This is a genomic window from Klebsiella sp. 1SOBk10mer (assembly GCF_046602535.1).
GTDB classification, from domain to species: Bacteria; Pseudomonadota; Gammaproteobacteria; order Enterobacterales; family Enterobacteriaceae; genus Klebsiella; species Klebsiella quasipneumoniae.
On sequence record NZ_JBKIUP010000002.1, the window covers coordinates 436,094 to 451,992 of the forward strand.

The 15,899-nt window shown below is 57.0% G+C and carries 15 protein-coding genes; 12 read left to right on the plus strand and 3 right to left on the minus strand.

From position 1 onward, the window contains the following. Window positions 1-46 precede the first annotated feature (46 nt). From entD to ACLH1I_RS07865, 6 genes are all read left to right on the plus strand, one after another. Window positions 47-706, plus strand: coding sequence for an enterobactin synthase subunit EntD (gene entD / locus ACLH1I_RS07840; RefSeq protein WP_411302767.1), 660 nt, complete (start codon window positions 47-49; stop codon window positions 704-706). Between the two features lie 117 nt (window positions 707-823). Continuing rightward, on the plus strand, window positions 824-1,765 hold the full coding sequence (locus ACLH1I_RS07845) for a D-ribose ABC transporter substrate-binding protein (protein WP_004178959.1): 942 nt from the start codon (window positions 824-826) through the stop codon (window positions 1,763-1,765). A 10-nt stretch (window positions 1,766-1,775) separates the two neighbouring features. Further along, the gene (locus tag ACLH1I_RS07850) at window positions 1,776-2,384 is read left to right on the plus strand and encodes a DUF2291 family protein (RefSeq protein ID WP_004885712.1); all 609 of its coding nucleotides are present in this window, start codon (window positions 1,776-1,778) and stop codon (window positions 2,382-2,384) included. After that, window positions 2,384-3,910 carry a sugar ABC transporter ATP-binding protein gene (locus tag ACLH1I_RS07855; RefSeq protein WP_044521535.1) on the plus strand — a complete coding sequence of 509 codons (1,527 nt, stop codon included), beginning with the start codon at window positions 2,384-2,386 and terminating at the stop codon, window positions 3,908-3,910. Before ACLH1I_RS07850 ends, ACLH1I_RS07855 begins: the two co-directional genes overlap by 1 nt. Before the next feature lies 1 nt (window position 3,911). Continuing rightward, window positions 3,912-5,000, plus strand: a complete 1,089-nt coding sequence (locus ACLH1I_RS07860) for an ABC transporter permease (RefSeq protein ID WP_048323328.1) — start codon at window positions 3,912-3,914, stop codon at window positions 4,998-5,000. A 153-nt stretch (window positions 5,001-5,153) separates the two neighbouring features. Next, window positions 5,154-6,137, plus strand: coding sequence for an Rpn family recombination-promoting nuclease/putative transposase (locus tag ACLH1I_RS07865; RefSeq protein ID WP_048296995.1), 984 nt, complete (start codon window positions 5,154-5,156; stop codon window positions 6,135-6,137). Here ACLH1I_RS07865 and ACLH1I_RS07870 read toward each other — a convergent pair. Then, entirely contained in the window at window positions 6,127-7,077 is a 951-nt protein-coding gene (locus ACLH1I_RS07870; protein ID WP_004885703.1) for a sugar-binding transcriptional regulator, read from the minus strand. The two genes, ACLH1I_RS07865 and ACLH1I_RS07870, sit on opposite strands and share 11 nt — an antisense overlap. A gap of 311 nt (window positions 7,078-7,388) precedes the next feature. Here ACLH1I_RS07870 and ACLH1I_RS07875 point away from each other — a divergent pair, with 311 nt between their 5' ends. From ACLH1I_RS07875 to ACLH1I_RS07890, 4 genes are read left to right on the plus strand one after another with little or no spacing between them, the layout of a single operon-like run. After that, the gene (locus ACLH1I_RS07875; RefSeq protein ID WP_004885699.1) at window positions 7,389-8,219 is read left to right on the plus strand and encodes a transketolase; all 831 of its coding nucleotides are present in this window, start codon (window positions 7,389-7,391) and stop codon (window positions 8,217-8,219) included. Beyond that, a complete protein-coding gene (locus ACLH1I_RS07880; RefSeq protein ID WP_044521532.1) occupies window positions 8,212-9,162 on the plus strand; it encodes a transketolase family protein in 951 nt (316 codons plus the stop codon). The genes ACLH1I_RS07875 and ACLH1I_RS07880 overlap by 8 nt, the downstream gene beginning before the upstream one ends. Window positions 9,163-9,196: 34 nt before the next feature. Continuing rightward, window positions 9,197-10,615: an L-fucose/L-arabinose isomerase family protein gene (locus tag ACLH1I_RS07885; protein WP_151628493.1), complete on the plus strand. Its 1,419-nt coding sequence runs from the start codon at window positions 9,197-9,199 to the stop codon at window positions 10,613-10,615. Between the two features lie 14 nt (window positions 10,616-10,629). Next, window positions 10,630-12,129, plus strand: a complete 1,500-nt coding sequence (locus tag ACLH1I_RS07890; RefSeq protein WP_004885691.1) for an FGGY family carbohydrate kinase — start codon at window positions 10,630-10,632, stop codon at window positions 12,127-12,129. Between the two features lie 62 nt (window positions 12,130-12,191). On the opposite strand, the gene ACLH1I_RS07895 is transcribed toward ACLH1I_RS07890, so the two are convergent. After that, entirely contained in the window at window positions 12,192-12,797 is a 606-nt protein-coding gene (locus ACLH1I_RS07895; protein ID WP_004885688.1) for a glutathione S-transferase family protein, read from the minus strand. Window positions 12,798-13,050: 253 nt separating this feature from the next. On the opposite strand from ACLH1I_RS07895, the gene ACLH1I_RS07900 reads away from it, so the two are divergent. Next, window positions 13,051-13,944 carry a LysR substrate-binding domain-containing protein gene (locus ACLH1I_RS07900; protein WP_004885684.1) on the plus strand — a complete coding sequence of 298 codons (894 nt, stop codon included), beginning with the start codon at window positions 13,051-13,053 and terminating at the stop codon, window positions 13,942-13,944. Here ACLH1I_RS07900 and ACLH1I_RS07905 read toward each other — a convergent pair. Continuing rightward, window positions 13,941-15,197, minus strand: a complete 1,257-nt coding sequence (locus tag ACLH1I_RS07905; protein WP_004885681.1) for a mechanosensitive ion channel family protein — start codon at window positions 15,195-15,197, stop codon at window positions 13,941-13,943. The genes ACLH1I_RS07900 and ACLH1I_RS07905 overlap by 4 nt on opposite strands. Window positions 15,198-15,422: 225 nt before the next feature. On the opposite strand from ACLH1I_RS07905, the gene ivy reads away from it, so the two are divergent. Further along, window positions 15,423-15,869: an Ivy family C-type lysozyme inhibitor gene (ivy, locus tag ACLH1I_RS07910; RefSeq protein ID WP_017899040.1), complete on the plus strand. Its 447-nt coding sequence runs from the start codon at window positions 15,423-15,425 to the stop codon at window positions 15,867-15,869. The last annotated feature ends 30 nt before the right edge of the window (window positions 15,870-15,899 follow it).

Below are 15,899 nucleotides of genomic sequence, written 5' to 3' on the forward strand. Positions count from 1 at the left end.
GCCCTTGCAGGACAAAGGGCGGGGACAACCACGGTATTCTTGCCCTATGCGCATCCATCACGCCACCCTGCCGCTGGCCGGCTATACGATGCAGCAGATCGATTTCGACCCGGCGACTTTCCAGCCTGAAGATCTGTTGTGGCTGCCCTACCACGCCAGCCTGAGCGGCTGGGGCCGCAAGCGGCAGGCGGAGCACCTGGCCGGGCGCATCGCCGCGGTGTACGCCCTGCGCGAGGTCGGGGAAAAACAGCCTCCCGCCATCGGCGATCGGCGCCAGCCGCTGTGGCCCGCGCCCTGGTTCGGCAGCATCAGCCACTGCGGCCAGCGCGCGCTGGCGGTAGTGACTGACCGGCCGGTGGGCGTCGATATCGAGCGCCAGTTTACGCCACCGCTGGCGGCGGAGCTGGAGAGCAGCATTATCAACGAGGTGGAAAAAAAGGTGCTGTTACACAGCGGCCTGCCCTTCCCGCTGGCGCTGACGCTGGCGTTTTCGGCGAAAGAGAGTGGGTTTAAGGCCTGGTCCTCTCACGCTTTAGCCCTGCCCGGCTTCCACAGCGCCCGGATTGTGGCACTCACTGCGCAGCAGATCCATTTACGTTTTACCGCCAGCTTCTCCGTACAGCTTGCTCATTTCACCTTGCAAATCAACCATCTGATAAAAGACGATTTCGTTATTACCTGTACCTGCCCGCCTCGCGAAGCGTGATCCTTTTCGCTTTTTAAGAAATTACCTGTGCAAACCGTAGACAGTTCTGGCTGTCCGCTTTATGGTTACATTGAATAATAAATCATTGCTGAATATATATTCAATGCGGAGATAATAATGAAAACTACCCTGATAAAGTCTGTTCTGTTTGCCTCCATGATGGCCGCATCTGGCTCACTTTTCGCCGCCGATAATGGCCTGATCGCAATCATTACCCCTTCACATGATAATCCGTTCTTTAAAGCCGAGGCTGACGGCGCAGCGGCGAAAGCGAAAGAGCTGGGTTACAGCACCCTGGTCGCCTCGCACGACGATGACGTCAACAAACAAAACCAATTGATTGAAACGGCTATTGCGCGGAAAGCCAAAGCCATCATCCTGGATAACGCTGGCGCGGATGCCACCGTCGGCCCGCTGGAAAAAGCAAAAGCGGCAGGTGTGCCGGCATTTTTAATCGACAGAGAGATCAATAAAACCGGCGTCGCCGTGGCGCAAATCGTCTCTAACAACTATCAGGGCGCCCAGCTTGGCGCAGAAAAATTCGCCAGCCTCCTCAACGGTAAAGGCAAGTATGTCGAACTGTTAGGTCGTCAGTCCGACACCAACGCCAGCGTCCGCTCGCAGGGTTATCACGATGTGCTGGACGACTATCCGGAAATGAAAATGGTCGCCCAGCAGACGGCGAACTGGAGCCAGACGGAAGCCTTTACCCGTATGGAAGCTATTCTGCAGACGAATCCGGATATCGTCGGTGTGATTTCCGGCAACGATACCATGGCGCTGGGGGCGGAAGCGGCGCTGAAAGCCGCAGGTAAAAACGACGTGATTGTCGTCGGCTTCGACGGCAGCGACTACACGCGCGACTCGATACTCAAGCAGGGCAACATTAAAGCCACGGTTCTCCAGCCTGGCTGGAAGCAGGCGCAAATGGCCGTGGAACAGGCGGACTTTTTCCTCAAGAACGGGAAAGCCCAGAAAGAAGAGAAGCAGTTGATGGACTGCATCCTCATCGATAGTGGCAATGCGAAAAAACTCAACATGTTCAACCTCAGCGAGTAAGGCGGAAATGATGCGGTTAAAACAATGGGGCGCCGTGCTGATGGGCTGCGCCGCCCTGTTGCTGACGGCCTGCACGGTGGTGGACTTAGATGAGAATGGCAAGCCAGTGCTGCCTGCCGACCCGAACGCGAAACCCAGCTTCGACCATCTCACCCCGCAGCAGATCGCGCAACAAACCTGGCAATCTCGTGTGATTGACGCAGCGAACCAACATGCGCTGGACGCGACTGCGCTGGAAAAAGTGCGCCAGGCGTCTGGCGCTACGCCACAGAGCGTCTTTGTCCACCTGAACAGCGAGGTGACCGGGATTGACGTCGGCAACCCACGCGAGCAAAAGCTCAAACTTACGCTACACGGCCAGCCGTTGGTCGTGCAATTAGGTCCTGTCATGCGAGGCAATGCCATCCGCGATGCCAGCGGTTTCAAATTTGAAGACTTTACCAACCAGGTGCAGTTTGCGCAGCTTTCACGCGCCTACAATCGAGAGGCTATTAAACAGTTGCCGAAAGTGGACGCGAGCTGGACAGGCAAGCCTGTCGATATTCTCTTTGCGGTCACGGTTATTAACGGCAGTCTGCAGGATGCGGCCGCTCTTCAGCTAAAACAGGAGGTGCGCTGATGGCCAGTTCACCCGCAGAGGATATCATTTTACGCACCCGTGGTATTTCGATGTTGTTCCCCGGCACGGTGGCGTTGGATAACGTCGACTACAACGTCTGGCGCGGCAAAGTTAACGTGATCATCGGCGAAAATGGCGCCGGTAAATCAACGCTCATGAAAATTCTCGCCGGTGTGCAACAGCCGAGCCTGGGTGAAATGGAGCTCAACGGCAACATAGTCCATTTCTCCAGCACCCGCGAGGCCGCCGCCCACGGCATTGGTATGGTCCACCAGGAGCTGAACCTGTTTGAAAATCTTAGCGTCGCGGAAAATATCTTTCTTGGTCGCGAGCTACAGCGCGGGCTGACGCCAATTAACGAAGCAGAGCAGGAACGACAAGCCGCGGAGCTGTTGCAGCGACTCGATCAGCCGATCTCGCCGCGGGAGCTGGTGGGTAACCTGAAGGTCGGTCAGCAGCAGTTGGTCGAAATAGCCAAAGCGCTGGCGGAAAATGCGGACATTCTGATCCTTGATGAGCCCACTTCAGCCTTAAGCAAAACCGAGGTGGATATCCTGTTTCGGGTCATCCGCGAACTGACGCGTCAGGGGGTGTCCATTATCTACATCTCACACCGTCTGGAGGAGCTGATGGCCATCGGCGACGTCATTACCATACTGCGTGACGGCAAATTCCAGGCGGAGGCCAGGGTGAGTGAAATTGATGTGCCATGGATCGTCCGTGAAATGCTGGGCAGCGATCCGGTAAGCCATTTTCTTCCCCCGGATCGCCGCTTCGGCGCCCCACTGCTGGAAGTGGAGAACCTGACCTGCGTGAATGCCGCGGGCAATACGGTGGTGGATAACGTCAGTTTTAAAGCACATGCCGGTGAAATTATTGGGATCTACGGTCTGATGGGCGCCGGGCGAACCGAGCTGTTTGAATGTCTGCTGGGGACAGCGCGCCACTACTTTGGCAAGATCTGGCTGGACAGCAAACCGGTTCCCCAGCGGTTAACCACGGCCGAACGTATCCGCATGGGCATGAGTCTGGTGCCGGAAGATCGTAAGCGGACCGGGATTTTTCCCATCTCGTCAGTCGCCAGCAATCTGACCATTGCCAGCCTGTGGCGTCGTCTTCAGCGCGGGTTAACCATTGCCACTAAAAAGGAAGAGGCCGTCGTCGCCAGCACGATTGGCAATCTCTCCATTAAGGTCTCATCACCAGAGGTCGAGATCCAGGCGCTCAGCGGCGGCAATCAGCAAAAGGTGGTTATTGGCCGTTCGCTGTTAACCAATCCGAAGGTGCTGTTTCTTGACGAGCCTACGCGCGGAATCGACATCGGCGCCAAGGGGGATGTGTTTCGCATGATGGTGCAATTGTCGCAGCAGGGAATGGCGGTGGTGTTCTCCACCTCCGATTTAAAAGAAATCATGGCGGTCTCTGACCGTATCCTGGTGATGTCAGGCGGCAAACTGACCGCCGATATCGTTCGTGACCAGGCCGAAGAGTCGGCGCTGGTTTCAGCAAGCGCTCAGGGGTTCTAAGATGAAAATGACACAATCGGTCGCACTGGCGCCGCGCGGCGGAGCCTCTCTCTCCCGTGAAAATATCCTGCTGTTGTTATTAAAACTGCGCACCTTTATCGCGCTGTTCCTGATTGTCGGCTTCTTCACGATGACCGTGCCCGGTTTTTTATCCGCTGGCAGCATGGTGATTATGATTAAACACATTGCGATTAACGCCTTTCTGGCGTTGGGGATCACCTTTGTCATTATCACTGCCGGTATCGACCTTTCGATTGGCGCTACGCTCGGTCTCTGCGGAATGATAGCCGGCTGGCTTATCACCAAAGGGATCGTCTTGCCGATGTTCGGCATCGCCATTTTTCCAAGCGTGTGGGTCATTGTGCCCCTGGTGCTGCTGATAGGCGCGCTGATTGGCGCCGCTAATGGCTGGATCATTACCCGCTACAATGTGGCGCCGTTTATCTGCACCCTCGGTACCATGTATGTGCTCCGCGGAGCCGCGATGCTGACCTCTGATGGCCAAACCTTCCCCGGGCTCGCGGGCAATCCGCAGCTGGGCAACACGGGTTTCGATGAAATTGGCGCAGGTGCGCTCTTTGGCATCCCGTGGGCCATCTGGCTGATGATCCTGCTGGCGCTGATCATCGCCTATATCGCGCGGCGTTTGCCCTTTGGCCGCCATGTTTATGCGATCGGTGACAACGAGCGCGCCGCCGAGCTCTCCGGCGTGAAAGTGAAGCAAATTAAAGTGCTGGTCTACACGCTGTCCGGTTTTTGCGCCGCCATTGCCGGGATAGTGGTCTCCGCGCAGCTGCTGGCCAGCCATCCGGCTAACGGTACCGCTTTTGAGATGAATGCTATCGCCGCCGTCGTACTGGGCGGAACATCACTGGCCGGCGGCCGGGGAACCATCCTGGGTACGCTGATTGGTGCGTTTGTCATCGGTTTTCTCGCCGACGGGCTGGTGATGATGGGGGTGAGCGAGTTCTGGCAGATGGTCATCAAAGGGATCGTGATTATTGTGGCGGTCATTATCGATCAGATGCAAAACCGGATGCAGCAGAAGGCGGCGGTGGTCGCCCAGAAAACGGTCATGGAGAATAAGTAACCGCAAGACCTCCTGTGGCTCAGACCACAGGAGGCGAGACTGACTCACGATGCGCCTTTCTCCGAGGCGCTTCGCAAAACCTCATCGAAAAATCCTGCCCGACAGCAAGCGGTGGTAGCATCCCGCCACTCTGCTCTGCCAGGCAAGGAAGCCATGAAAAAACGTCCTCACTCGACCCCGCACGACAGTCTGTTTAAGCGCTTTCTGCGCGACAGCGAAACCGCACGCGATTTTCTGGATATTCATCTGCCGCCCGCGCTGCGGCAACTGTGCGACTTAAGCACTCTGCACCTGGAATCCGGGAGCTTTGTTGAGGACAACCTGCGCGCCAGCTATTCCGATATTCTCTACTCTCTGCAGACCAGCAAGGGAGAGGGCTATATCTATGTGGTCATTGAGCATCAGAGCACCCCGGACAGCCATATGGCATTCAGACTCCTGCGCTATGCCCTCGCGGCCATGCAACAGCATCTTGATCGCGGCCATAAAGCGCTGCCGCTGGTAATTCCCATGCTGTTTTATCATGGCAGCATTTCTCCCTATCCCTTTTCACTGTGCTGGCTGGATGAGTTTCCACCTGACTCACCGGCAAAACAGCTTTATCTCGGGGCCTTTCCGCTCGTCGATGTGACCGATATTCCCGACGACGCCATATTACAGCATCGGCGGATCGCGCTTCTGGAACTGGTCCAGAAACACATCCGTCAACGCGATCTTAGCCATATCCTCCAGCAGTTGGTGGAGGTGGTGCTGATGGGATACACTGACCACCAGCAGTTCAAAACGTTATTTACCTATATGTCGCTGCATGGTAATAGCGCCGACCCGGATAACTTTATCGACCAGTTGGTCGAACGTCTGCCGCAATATGAGGATACCCTGATGACGATTGCCGAGTACCTGAAGCAGAAAGGTCGCGAAGAGGGAAAACAACGCTGGTTACAGCAAGGCCAGCAAGAGGGGCTTCAGGAAGGTTTACAGGCGGGTGAGCATCGCGAAGCCTGCCGCATCGCGCTGATGATGTTAGAGAACGGTATGGACACTGAAACCGTGTTGCGGATGACTCGCCTCAGCGCGGACGAACTGGCGACGCTGGCACGCCAAGCACGCCAGTCTCCACCCCCGCTTAGCCCTTAATTAACGCGCGCGCGGTCGGGAAGTCGGTGATCAGGACATCAATATAGTCGCCCTGCAACGCGCCGCGGATGGCGTTCTCTTTGTCCACGCCGCCGGCCAGCGCAATCACCTGCGGACAGCGACGAATTTGCTCAAGCTCCATCCCGATCACCGGATCCTCATCCTGGCTCAGTACCGGTTTGCCCGCCGCATCATAGTAATGCAGGCAGATATCCCCCACCGCGCCGCGCTCCGCCAGCAGCTGGAGCATGCTTTCATTATAATAGTTACCGGAGTTTTTCAGCAGCTGAGAAGGCTCCAGTTCACCAATACCGACGATGGCCACATCCACTTCGGCAAATTTCGCCACCACCGCCGCGACGTCCGGGCTGTTTACCAGACGGCTGCGCTCCTCCACGGAATGCTCAATACTCTGCGACGGCAACAGCCACGCCGGGCAGCCTAAATGCGCCGCCAGCTGCTGGGTTAAAATGGTAGCCTGCACGTTGCCGTTGGGACCGACACCGCCCAACAGCTGAATCACCCCGGCGGCGCGAATATTCTGCGGATGCATCTCATCCACCATGCAGCGGATCGTACTGCTCCAGGACGAGATCCCCACGAGGTCTTCCGGCCGCAGCCGCGTTTCGACATAGTGCGCCGCCGCGCTGCCGATGGCATGCTTTACCTGGCTGTAACTGGCATTCTCGCCCACATCCACGACTATCGCTTGTCGAATGCCAAAACGCTCCTCAATCGCCTTTTCCAGATCGACAAAAATGTTTGTCGGCTGGACTACGGTAATTTTCACCAGCCCCTCTTTCTGGCAGCGGGTAAGCGCCCGTGAAACAAAAGACTGGGACAGATGCAGCAGCGAGGCGATCTCGGACTGCTTTTTATTCTCGCTGTAGTAAAGCGTGGCGATCTTCACCAGCAACCGCTGTTCATCCTGCTTCGACATGGCATTCCCCTCTGTTTTCTGCTCGTTATTTTTATGCATCATTGAATAGATAACAAGCGCAGCGCCCTTTTCCCGACGATCCAAATGTGATCGTTTTCTCCTTTTTTAGAAAATAGGCCGTACAAATCGTGGACAAACCCCGTCGCAGGGCATATCTTACCTATGTGAATAATAAATCAGTATCGAATATATATTCAATCACTTATTAATACCTTGTTTTGTCGACGATAAAAGGTAGTCAGGATGGAAAGTGTTTTTTTACCCTGCTGGAATATTTATTCATACAAGAATTTACTTTCAAGAGGTGTTTTATGAATCCGTTTTCACTCTCCGTTAAGGAGTTAGAACAAAAAGCACGCGCCATCCGCCGCCGCATCATCGTCTTAAATGCGGAAAGCCCGGCAGGCGGCCACACCGGTGCAGATTTGTCACAAGTCGAACTTCTGACCGCCCTCTACTTTCGCATCCTTAACTGCTCTCCTGCGCTAGAAAAGAGCGACGAGCGCGATATTTATATTCAATCGAAGGGGCACGCTGTCGGCGGTTACTACTGCGTGTTAGCCGAGGCAGGCTTTATCCCCCTTGACTGGCTGGCAACCTATCAACACGCCGACTCGCATCTGCCTGGACATCCGGTGAAGCACAAGACGCCGGGTATTGAGCTCAATACCGGCGCATTGGGCCATGGTCTGCCCGTGGCGGTAGGCATTGCGCTGGCAGCGAAACGCGATAACAACCCGCGTCGCGTATTTGTCGTCACCGGCGATGGCGAACTGGCGGAGGGCAGCAACTGGGAGGCCGCGCTGGTCGCCGCCCACTACCAGCTGGATAACCTTATTATTATCAACGACAAAAATAATCTGCAGCTGGCCGGTGCGACCAAAGAGATCATGAATACCGACCCGCTGGATGAAAAATGGCGCGCTTTCGGCATGGAGGTCACACAGTGCAACGGCAACGATATGGCGGAGGTGGTCGCCACCCTTGAGCGCTTGCAGCCGAACGGGAAACCACACGTCGTGATTGCCAATACCACCAAAGGCGCAGGTATTTCATTTATTCAGGGAAGGCCCGAGTGGCATCACCGGGTACCGAAAGGAGAAGAAATTGAACTGGCGCTGGAGGAACTGAAAGATGAGTAATAGCGAACATCTCGCCACGGTGATGGTGAATGCCTTTATTGATGCCGTAGACCGCGGCGTGGATCTGGTGCCAGTAGTGGCTGACTCCACCTCAACGGCGAAAATTGCCCCATTTATCAAAAGATTCCCTGGCCGGCTGGTCAACGTCGGCATCGCCGAGCAGACGCTGGTTGGCGCTGCCGCCGGCCTGGCGCTGGGGGGTAAAGTGGCCGTGACCTGCAACGCGGCGCCATTCCTTATCTCACGTGCCAATGAGCAGATTAAGGTCGACGTTTGCTACAACAACACCAACGTCAAACTGTTCGGGCTGAACGCGGGCGCCAGCTACGGTCCGCTGGCCAGCACTCACCATAGCATTGACGATATCGCCGTTCTGCGCGGTTTTGGCAATATTGAAATTTACGCGCCGTCCAGTCCCGGCGAGTGCCGACAGATTATCGATTATGCCCTTGCCCACATCGGGCCAGTGTATATCCGCCTCGATGGTAAAGCGCTACCGGAACTGCATGACGAACATTACCGGTTTATTCCGGGCAACATTGATGTGCTGCGTTCGGGGCGCGATGTTGCGTTGGTTGCTATGGGCTCAACGGTACATGAAATAGTGGAAGCCGCCGCACAACTCGCTGCAGAAGGTATTGACGCCACCGTTATCAGTGTCCCATCTATTCGTCCTTGTGATACCCAGGCGCTACTAAAGGCAATACAGTCCTGTCCGGTCGCGATCACGGTGGAAGAACACAACGTCAACGGCGGCGTCGGGAGTCTGGTGGCGGAAGTGCTGGCCGAGGCCGGGTGCGCTATCCCTTTGAAACGCTTAGGTATCCCTGACGGGCAATACGCCATTGCCGCCGATCGCGCCGCCACGCGCGCGCGCCATGAAATCGATGCCGCCGGGGTGGCGAAGCACGCCCGCAAGCTGCACACAAAAAAAGCATCCTGAAAAATAACAAGAACATCTTACTGGAGAGAACGCAATGTCCCGTATTCCTCAACAACTCACCGTGGGCGTCATTATTGGCAATCGGGGATTTTTCCCCAGCTATCTGGTCGCCGAAGCGCGCGAACAGGCGGTAGCCCTGTTTAGCCGCCTTGGGATTAACACCATTATGCTTGATCCATCCCAGACGGAACTGGGTGGCGTGGAAACCCGGCAGGATGCCAAAATTTGCGCCGAGCTGTTCCGCACCCACCGCGACAACATTCACGGTGTCGTGGTGCTGTTACCCAACTTTGGTGATGAAAAAGCCATCGCCGAGACGCTGCGCCTCTCCGGTCTCAACGTCCCGGTGCTTATTCAGGCCGAAGAGGATAATCTGGATAAAATGGGGTTGTCGACGCGCCGCGATAGCTTCTGCGGCAAAATTTCCCTTTGCAACAACCTGCGCCAGTACGGTATCCCGTTTACGCTGACCACCCAGCACGTTTGCGCACTTAGCGGCGAGGTGTTTGAGCAGGATCTCCGGCGCTTCACGCAGATATGTCGCGTGGTAAACAGTATGCGCGGTGTACGCGTTGGCGCGATTGGCGCCCGTCCTGCGGGCTTTAACACCGTGCGCTACAGCGAAAAACTGCTCGAACGTTTGGGCATCGCAGTGGAAACGTTAGATCTATCCGAGGTATTTACCCGGATTAAGTGCCTGCGTGATGACGATATTCGTGTGGATGAGAAGCGCCGCCTGCTGATCGATAATGCCGACGCCAGCGGTATTCCGGCAGATAAACTGATCACTATGGCAAAACTGTTTGTGGTCCTGAGCGAGTGGATTGTTGCCAACGATATCGACACCACCGCGATTCAGTGCTGGACCTCGCTACAGGAAAATCTGGGGATTAACGTCTGCTCCATCATGAGCGTGATGTCCGGACAACTGATGCCAAGCGCCTGTGAAGTCGATGTCATGGGTGCGCTCTCCATGTATGCGCTCGCCAGCAGCAACCTGAGCCCCGCCTCGATCGCGGACTGGAATAATAACTTCGGCGACGATCGCGATAAATGTGTGCTGTTCCATTGCGGGAACTTTGCCTCGGCCAGTCTCGAGTCGCCGCACATGGGAACGGCCGATATTATCGGCACCACCGTCGGCAAAGAAAACACCTGCGGTGCCGTGCATGGTCGCATGAAAAGCGGCGCGCTGACCTATTTTCGCCTCAGCACTGACGACCTGACTGGCGAAATCAAGGCCTACGTCGGCGAAGGCCAATCGGTTGACGATCCCCTGGATACGGTAGGCTGTCGGGCGGTCATTCAGGTTCCCCACCTGGAAAATCTGCTGTCGTGGATCTGCCGTAACGGCTTTGAGCACCATGTCGCGATGAACCATTCTGCCAGTGCTTCAATTCTGCACGAGGCGTTTACGCGATACCTGGGCGTGTCGACCTATCTCCACCAGTAAGGCCGGAGGCCGCTATGTCGGTAAACAAGGATATTATTATTGCCCTCGATGAGGGCACGACCAATGCCAAAGCCGTTGCCTTCGATAGCCACGGGCGGGTGATCGCGCAATTTTCCCGCGCGCTTGAGATCGCTACGCCTCAGGAAGGATGGGTAGAACAGTCAGCGGAGCTTCTGCTTGCCGCGTCGCTGGAGGTGATTTCTCGCACAGTGGCCGCTGTTGGCGCGGAGCGTGTGGCGGCCCTGGCGATCAGCAACCAGCGCGAAACCGTCGTGGGCTGGTATCGGGAAACGGGCGAGGCCATAGCGCCCGCCCTGAGCTGGCAATGTTCACGTAGCGCCACATTTTGCCGCTCGCTGCGTGAACAAGGCCATGAGCCGCAGATCAAGGCGGTAACCGGTCTGCCAATCGCCCCGCTCTTTTCCGCCTCGAAAATGCGCTGGCTGTTGGACCACACGCCGGATGGCCTCAACCGGGCGAAAGATGGCGAGATTTGCCTCGGTACGGTGGATAGCTGGCTACTCTGGCACCTGACGCAAGGCCAGCAATTTTGTTGTGATTACGCGAACGCGTCTCGTACGCAGCTCATGAATCTGCAAACAGCGGACTGGGATACCGATATGCTCGCCCTGTTTGGCATTCCGCGTGCAGCACTCCCGGTGATAAAACCATCGAGCGGCCTTTTTGGTTACACCGCTGGTTTAGCCACCCTCCCTGATGGGATCCCGGTAATGGCGATGATTGGCGATTCACATGCCGCCCTTTTCGCCCACGGTCTGGGCGCCGCCGGTTGCGTTAAAGCTACTTACGGTACAGGAACCTCGGTGATGGCGCCCGTCGATTCGGTGGCGTGTCACGTCAGCAATCTCGCCACCACGGTGGCCTGGCACGACGGAGAAAAGCTGGTCTATGCACTGGAGGGGAATATTCCCCATACTGGCGATGCGGTGGCGTGGATGGCCGACAGTACGGGCTTGAGCGAACTCTCTCCCGTTGAGCTGGCCCAGGCGCTGAATGCTCTGCCTCGCTCGGTAGACTCCACCTTAGGCGTCTTTTTTGTACCTGCCCTCACCGGCATGGGGGCGCCCTGGTGGGACGAGAATGCCCGCGGACTGATCCATGGGTTAAGCCGGGGGGTGAAGCGTGCCCATCTCATTCGTGCCGCGCTCGAGTCTATTACCTACCAGATTGCCGATGTAATCACTGCGATGCGTGCCCATCATGGCTTTACGCTCAACACGCTGCTGGTGGATGGGGGCCCCACCAAAAACGACTGGTTAATGCAGTACCAGGCCGACCTGCTGGGTTGTCCGGTGATGCGCAGCGATGTGGCCGAGCTGTCAGCGACCGGTGCGGCACTGCTGGCGCGTAAAGCGTTGCACAAGCTGACGGTGGCAGAGCTTCAGCCCTTTTTGCCAGAACACATCACTTATGCGCCAGACCCGCTCCGGCATCATCGGCTTGTGCAGCGATGGCAGTCCTGGCAACACGCGGTGACGCTGGCAAGACGCTGAGCGCAACCCAGCCGGGCGATAACGTCTTCGTCCGGCTGCAATCCAACGCGCCATCCCCGCCGTTAACTCAGCGGATACTGTTGAAACGCCGGCAGCGCCTCCCCCTTCTGCGCCAGCGCGCGAATATGCGCAAACTCCGCTGCCGGCACCACCGCCGGGATCATCAACTGGATAAAGGACCAGACCACCGTGCTGGTGACCATCACCTGGTCCGGATGCGCGGCGACAGCGCGGTCTGCCAGCCGGGCGTCCCATTCCCGACAGGCGGCGAGCAGCTGGCCGGTCACCCGGGCTATCCACGGCTGATGCTGCTTCTCTTCCGGCCGCAGACGGTGCTCATAAACATGCTGGACCGCTTTTTCACTGGCGGCGAGGATCACCCCCAGCAGGTGCAGGTCGTGGGCCAGCGCCTCGGGATGAGCGGGAAGCAGCCGACGCCCGGCGGGGTTGGCCGTTTCGAAATAATGGAGGATCAGCGTGGAGTCCATCAGCTGCGTCCCGTTATCAAGAATCACCGTCGGCGCCTTGACCACCGGATTAATACGGGAAAATTCGTCAAAGCCGCTAAAGACCGATAGAGGCAGGCTCTCAAATTCCACGCCATAGAGCGCCAGAGAGACCGCCACGCGTCTTACATAAGGTGAATCCATCATACCAATGAGTTTCATCGTCACTCCTGCCTGCGATAAAGGGGTTGCTGGCTTACCTTACTGGAAAACCCGCCCCGCGAATATCAGGGGATGCTTACCGCAATGGTTAGGAAAACTAACAAACTGGCGCCACGGGGTAGTCCGCCTGTCTCCCCTGTGCTATACCGACTGAGACAGCCTGCATCCCCTCGACAGCCTGTTCACGGCGGCTATAAAACCCGCTAACCCGGTAGTAACGTTAACGTATCGACTCACTGACTGAGAGATCACCATGGCAGATTTTCCCCCTGTCGCCAGCCTGCGCAGCTTTGAGGCGGTGGCGCGCCTCGGCAGCGTGACGCAGGCCGCCCACGAAATGAGCGTGACCCATTCGGCGGTCAGCCAGCACATCAAACAGCTGGAAGCCCTGGTCGGCGTCTCACTGTTTGTCCGCCACGGCCGCGGGGTGCGCATCACGGAAGAGGGGCGGCTCTATGCCCTGCAAATCCGCGAGGCGTTACAGCACATCGCCGACGCCACGCGGATGGTGCAGATCAAACCCCGCACCATGGAACTGACCCTGGCGACCCTCCCCTCCTTTGGCTGCCACTGGCTGCTGCCGCGGCTGGCGCGCTTTCAGGCGCGACATCCGCAGATCGCGGTGCGCCTGCTGACCAGCCTGGCGGTAGTCAACCTGCAGCAGGAGGGTATCGATCTGGCCATTCGCATGGGGCAAGGCGACTGGGAGGGGATGGAAAGCCGGCATCTGTTTGCCGATGAACAGCTGGTGGTGGCCGCGCCGCACTATCGCGGCGGCGACCTGCCGACCACCCCGCAGGCGATCGCCGCCAGCGATATCGTTTTTTCCATGGAGTCGTGGCACGCCTGGTGCAGCCAGGCGGGACTGGAAAAGACCATCGTCCCCGCGGGCCTGCGCCTGAACGACTCCAACCTGGTGCTGGAGGCGGTTCGCCTGGGGGCCGGCGTGGCGCTGGAGCGGCGCTCGCTGGTGGCGGGAGCCATAGCCCGCGGCGAGCTGGTGCAGCTCACCGCCGTCACCGTCCCCTACCCCTGGCACTACTGGCTGACCGTCTCCCCGCAGGCGGAGAACCGGCCGGAAATCGCCCGGTTCATCGCCTGGCTGGAAGAGGAGATCGCCCTCTGGCGCCAGCAGATCAGCGCTTAGCCTTCGGCCGACGGCGGCAGGCCCGCCCGGGCGGCGTGCTCCTGGGAGAGACGCCAGAAATCGTGCCCGGCGGGATACTGATAAAGTCGCAGGGAGAACTGCCCGGCCACCGCGGTAATGTACTCAAATATCGCCGACTGGGTGTTTTCGTAGTCTTTCCACAGCGTCGAGGAGGTGAAGCAGTAAATCTCCAGTGGGATACCCGACGGCGACGGTTTCAGCGTTCTCGCCACAATGTACATCTCCTTAATAATATCCGGCCGCTCGGCGAGATAGTGCATCAGGTAGTGGCGAAACAGAGTCAGGTTGGTCAGGCCGTTATCGACAAACCAGCGGTCCGCCACGCCGCCGGGATCCCGGCCGTCAAGCAACGTGGTCAAAGGCTCATTCACCCCGCGGATGGCCAGCATCGAGGAGAGCATCTCCTGGTCGAGAAAACGCACCGAGTGCTGATCGATGGCGATACTGCGCATGATCCGCCGCGCCCCGGAGGAGAACATCGCCTGCCAGTTGGTATAGGTCTCGGTGAGGAAATTCTTGGTGGGAATACGGGAGATGGTATTGTCCCAGTTGCGGATGGTAATGGTGTGCAGCGCGATATCCGTCACCTCGCCGCTGAGGTTCTTGTCAGGCATTTCAATCCAGTCCCCCAGCTGGAGCACGTCGTTGGACGACAGCTGAACGTTCGCCACCAGCGACAGCAGGGTATGCTGGAACACGATCATCAGCACCGCCGCCACCGCCCCCAAACTGGAGATAATAATAATCGGCGATTTATTCGACATCACGGCGAGGATCATAATCGCCGCCAGGATGTGAACTAAGATTTTGCCTATCTGGATATAGCCCTTAATGGAATGATTTTTACGTTTGGTTTTTCGCAGATAAGAGCTGTTAACAATATCCAGCATCTCGTTGAAAAACACCGACATAAAAATAAAAAACAAGATCCCGCAGACGGTATTAATCGCCGTCACCAGCGATGCCGGCATCGCCGGCATAAACTGCAGAACGTAATAGACGATAATAACCGGAATGAAATTGGACAGCTTTTCGGCGATGCGTCGATCCTTCTCCAGCGGCACGTCCTGTTTATGGCTACCAAAGAAGACCTTACGCACCACTTTAATCAGCAAGAACTTGCATAAAAGGTGGGCAAATATGCCGGAGAGCAGCAGCAGAATAAGGTTAAATCCCACCGCCAGCGCCGGATTACTCTCAATAAACGTCAGTAGATGATTCACATACGCCATGCTTTATCGCCTGAATAACTATGCCATTTCGCTAACTGCTTTATCACAAGGGCATATATTGGAAAAAGTTAATCAATCCGCATCATGGCATATCGCTTAGCGTAACGTCCATGCGCGCACCGCCGCTAATCATTCACGAGATATATGTCAAAGTTTGCATTAATCATTATCTACGCTCACTATAAAGAGGCTTGTTATCAGGACGGAATAAGTCCAGGAGGAAACATGTTTAAAACGCTTACCGCTATTATCGCCTTAGCCGCCTCCGCCAGCGTTATGGCGCAAGGCGACGTCACGCTGAACAGTCTGGCCCACGATAGCGCCACCCGGGCGTCGTTTAACCAGATGGTCAAAGGCCATCAGCTGCCCGCCTGGGTGACCACCGGCGGCACCGGTTCGCCGGCGCAGACGGTGAAGCTGGGCAGCGAATCCTGGCAGGTGTTAAGCGCCTGCAAACCCCACGACTGCGGCCACGAGCGTATCGCGGTGATCTGGTCGGAGAAAAGCAAACAGATGTCAGGCGTTTACTCGGTGGTCGATGAAAAAACCGACCAGGAGAAGCTGACCTGGCTTAACGTCAGCGACGCCCTGTCCATCGATGGCAAAACCGTGCTGTTTGCCGCCCTCAGCGGTAGCCTCGACAACCATCCGGACGCCTTTAACTACCAGTAACCGCCCGTCGCCCCCGTCAGTCTTTCGCCG